Annotated in this window: 3 protein-coding genes; 1 reads left to right on the forward strand and 2 read right to left on the reverse strand. The window is 73.6% G+C overall.

All coding sequences use genetic code 11. The annotated features are described in order from the left end of the window. Window positions 1-43: 43 nt before the first annotated feature. Complete coding sequence (locus tag L1885_RS29455; RefSeq protein WP_372482021.1) at window positions 44-1096, reverse strand: VanZ family protein; 1053 nt, start codon at window positions 1094-1096, stop codon at window positions 44-46. 246 nt (window positions 1097-1342) lie between these two features. Here L1885_RS29455 and L1885_RS24495 point away from each other — a divergent pair, with 246 nt between their 5' ends. Further along, window positions 1343-2989: a DNA repair helicase XPB gene (locus L1885_RS24495; protein WP_235799340.1), complete on the forward strand. Its 1647-nt coding sequence runs from the start codon at window positions 1343-1345 to the stop codon at window positions 2987-2989. Window positions 2990-3345: 356 nt separating this feature from the next. On the opposite strand, the gene L1885_RS24500 is transcribed toward L1885_RS24495, so the two are convergent. Next, window positions 3346-3558 (reverse strand): hypothetical protein, encoded by a 213-nt coding sequence (locus L1885_RS24500; RefSeq protein ID WP_235799342.1) that lies wholly within the window; start codon window positions 3556-3558, stop codon window positions 3346-3348. Window positions 3559-4263 lie beyond the last annotated feature (705 nt).

Consider the following 4263-nt stretch of genomic DNA (forward strand, 5'->3'; position numbering starts at 1 on the left):
TCCAGTCGCGTGCGGGTCGGGGTCGGGGCCGGGGCCGGGGTCGTCACTTCCCGGGCTTGGCGCCGACCTCCCCCGTTCCGCGGAAGGCGCGGGTGAGCCGGGCGAGCGTGAGCCTGCCGCCGCCCTCGCCCGTGGCGGCGCCGCCGGCCGGCCCGGCGGTCCCCCCGCCCTTCGCGGGCTTCCCGGCCCTGGCGCCCCCGGCGGACTTCGCCGGTCCCCCGGCCCTGCCGCCCCTGGCGCTCGTGGCGGCCTTGGTGGCCTTGGTGGCCTTGGTGGTCCCGGTGCTCTTGGAGGCCTTCGCGCCCGTCCGCCTTTCGAGGCCGTCGGACGGCTTGACCTGCTTGATGTTCCGCATCGTGCGCCGCGCCCGGGACTCCTCGGACCGCTTCGCCCTCTTCAACGTCCGGTACTGCTTCGGGGCCGGCGTGGGCTTCGCGTCCAGCGCGTCCTTCCCGCGGTTCCCACGGCTCCCGCCGCTCTCAGCACCTCGCCTGGTCCTCGTACCGAACCATCCCGCCCGTGCACCCGAGCGCTTCGTGCCGTCCTGGGCCGCCGTCCCCTCCACGGCGGCTGCCGACGCGCCGGCCGCGGCCGACCGGCCCGGAAGAGGGAAGCGGCGGCGGCGGACCGGCACCGGCTCCGCCAGCGCGTGGTACTTGCGGCCGATGAACCGGCCGATCAGGGCGTACGCGATGATCGCCCCCGACGTGTTCAGGATCACGTCGTCGACGTCGAAGGCACGGCCCTCCACCAGCGCGCCCTGCGCGAGTTCCACCAGCACCATCACGAGCGCGGTGAGGACCACCACCCGCACCATCCGCAGCCTGCGCGGGACGAGGACCGGCAGCAGGATCCCGAACGGCGCCCCGATCAGCAGGTTGCCCCCGACCTGCTTGCACGCGCCGAGGAAGGTGTAGTCCTCGGCGTACTGCCGCAGCGAGTGGCCCGGCTGGAGGTTGGAGCCGGCGATGCCCTCCGACGCGGGCGACGGCGTGAGCGTGAGCTCGGCCAGCAGCACGGAGAAGGCCACCAGCGCGGCGAACGCCACCACGAACATCAGCACACGCAGAGCCGTGCGCCTCCAACCACGCCTCATGGCAACCTCATTGCCGTCGTCACTGTCGGCGGGCCGCGCCCTGGAGGATTCCGTTTCTGCCGTCATGCCGGGCGGATGCCCCGGCCGCCGCCCGGCAATCCGCCCGGAGGCCCTCGCGCGTAGTCCCCCTACGTCTCTTACGGTGCCGACACGAGACCCACCCCGTATGCGCGCGCGATGGGCGACACTGGACGTTTGGCGTACCGCACGGGTGGCCATCGGCACGGGCACGGAAAGGGCGCGGCTGTGAACGGACCCCTCATCGTCCAGAGCGACAAGACGTTGCTGCTGGAAATCGACCACGAGCAGGCGGACGCGTGCCGCCGGGCCATCGCCCCGTTCGCGGAACTGGAACGCGCGCCGGAGCACATCCACACCTACCGGCTGACGCCGCTCGGGCTGTGGAACGCGCGCGCCGCCGGGCACGACGCCGAGCAGGTCGTCGACGCGCTCGTGGAGTACTCGCGCTACCCCGTGCCGCACGCGCTGCTCGTGGACGTCGCCGAGACGATGGCCCGCTACGGCCGCCTCACCCTGGCCAAGCACCCCACCCACGGGCTGGTGCTGACCAGCACGGACCGGCCGGTCCTTGAGGAGATCCTGCGCTCGAAGAAGGTGCAGCCGCTGGTCGGCACGCGCATCGACGAGGACAGCGTCGCCGTGCACCCCTCCGAACGCGGCCAGATCAAGCAGACCCTGCTGAAGCTCGGCTGGCCCGCCGAGGACCTCGCCGGGTACGTCGACGGCGAGGCGCACCGCATCGACCTCGACGAGGAGGGCTGGTCGCTGCGCCCGTACCAGAAGCAGGCCGTGGACAACTTCTGGCACGGCGGCTCCGGCGTCGTCGTCCTGCCGTGCGGCGCGGGCAAGACGCTCGTGGGCGCGGGCGCGATGGCGGAGGCCAAGGCGACGACGCTGATCCTGGTCACGAACACCGTCTCGGCCCGCCAGTGGAAGCACGAGCTGGTCCGGCGGACCTCGCTGACCGAGGACGAGATCGGCGAGTACAGCGGCACGAAGAAGGAGATCCGGCCCGTCACGATCGCCACCTACCAGGTGCTCACGACACGCCGGAAGGGCGTCTACCCGCACCTGGAGCTGTTCGACTCGCGGGACTGGGGCCTGATCGTCTACGACGAGGTGCACCTGCTGCCCGCGCCCGTCTTCAAGTTCACCGCGGACCTCCAGGCCCGGCGGCGGCTCGGGCTGACCGCGACACTCGTGCGCGAGGACGGCCGCGAGTCGGACGTCTTCTCCCTGATCGGCCCCAAGCGGTTCGACGCGCCCTGGAAGGAGATCGAGGCGCAGGGCTACATCGCCCCGGCGGACTGCGTGGAGGTCCGGGTCAACCTGACCGACAGCGAGCGGCTCGCCTACGCGACGGCGGAGACCGAGGAGAAGTACCGGTTCTGCGCGACGACGGACACCAAGCAGAAGGTGACCGAGGCGCTCGTGGGCAAGCACAAGGGCGAGCAGACGCTGGTGATCGGCCAGTACATCGACCAGCTCGACGAGCTGGGCGAGCACCTGGGCGCGCCGGTGATCAAGGGCGAGACGAGCAACGCGCAGCGGGAGAAGCTGTTCGAGGCGTTCCGGCAGGGCGAGCTGTCGGTGCTGGTGGTGTCGAAGGTGGCGAACTTCTCCGTCGACCTGCCCGAGGCCACGGTCGCCATCCAGGTGTCCGGCACGTTCGGCTCGCGCCAGGAAGAGGCGCAGCGCCTGGGCCGGGTGCTGCGGCCGAAGGCGGACGGCCACGAGGCGCGGTTCTACTCGGTCGTCGCGCGCGACACCATCGACCAGGACTTCGCGGCGCACCGGCAGCGCTTCCTGGCCGAGCAGGGCTACGCGTACCGGATCGTGGACGCGGACGACCTGCTGGCCGACGAGGTCTGAGCGCGGCCGCCCACCGGCCGCGGATGCGTGGGCCGGGGCCGGCGCCGGGGCCGCTGCCGGGGCTGGAGCCGGGGCGTTCCCCGGTCGCCGTGGGCCGGTTTGGCGCCGGGGCGTTCCCCGGTTGCCGAGGGCCGGGGCCGACGCCGGGGCCGGGGCTGCTGCCGGGGCCGGCGCGGGGCGTTCTCCCGTTGCCGTGGGCCGGACGTGCGGCGGAGTTCAGCGGGCGGGCGCGCGGGTCGTCCCGACAGGCTCGGGTCCCGCCTGCGGATCCGGGCCCGGCTCCGGTACGGGGCCCCGCATGCGATTTCGGTGACCGCTCCGGTACGCGGGGCTCCGGAGGCGTGCGGCGGCGGGGGTCAGTCCCCGCGCGAGGCCCGTGGCGCGGGGAAGGGACCCCGGTACACGCCGGCCTCCTCCGCGTACTCGCCGAAGACCGCGACGTCGAACGCGGTGGCCACGAAGACCCTGACCGCGCGCATGGCGTCGCCGACGCCGAAGCTCTGACGGGGGACGGCGCCGAGGCCGGTGGCGGTCGCGCCGTGGAACGGGGTGATGGTGTGTGCGCTCATGCCTTCCATGATGGATTCCGGACATTCTCGGCACATCGGTCCGAGGGCTGAACCTCACGCCCTCTCCGCTCCCTCCCGGGGGCACGCGATGTCCCCCCTGAGGCGCACGTCGGCGAGGCGGGATCCCCTACGGGACGGACGACGGAGCGGCGGCCGGCCGGCAGCGGAAGGCGGTGGGCGGCCGGTCGCCGGCGCACGAAGGGGCCCTCCGAACGGACGAGGGCAGCGGGCGGCAGAAGGCGGCGGGTGGCGGGTAGCGGGTGGCGGGCGGCAGGCGGCAGGCGGCAGGCGGCAGGCGGCAGAAAAAGAGTTCGCTGCTTGTCGATCCGGTGGCTAGAATCTCGCGTCTTCCCCGCCTCCTTCGTGGAGTGCCGCCGCCCGGACGGAAACCGGACGGTCGCCTGACGTGATCCGTGCCGTGCGGAGACCGCCGCATCGTCCTCGCGGACGGTGCCCCGGACCGCCGGTGTGCCCACGCAGCTCTGCCACAGCCGCGTACTCATAGCCGTGTACCTGTCACCGGAGGCCGTACCGTGCCCTCGCACGCCCCTGAGCCCGACACCCGCCCCGCCTCGTCCGAGCCCCCCGGCTCGGCCGTCCCCTCCCCGGCGCACCGATCGCCCGGCGGGCCCCGCGGGACGGACGGCGCGACCCGCCCGTCGGCCCCGGCCGCCGGGGCTGCCGGAGGCGACGGGGCCGACGAGG

Origin of the sequence: Streptomyces fuscigenes (assembly GCF_021556455.1) — a bacterium.
Lineage (GTDB): Bacteria > Actinomycetota > Actinomycetes > Streptomycetales > Streptomycetaceae > Streptomyces > Streptomyces fuscigenes.

Coding starts and splice junctions, on each gene's coding strand:
- L1885_RS29455 (WP_372482021.1), bottom strand. CDS start 1,096: ATGAGGCGTGGTTGGAGGCGCACGGCTCTGCGTGTGCTGATGTTCGTG.
- L1885_RS24500 (WP_235799342.1), bottom strand. CDS start 3,558: ATGAGCGCACACACCATCACCCCGTTCCACGGCGCGACCGCCACCGGC.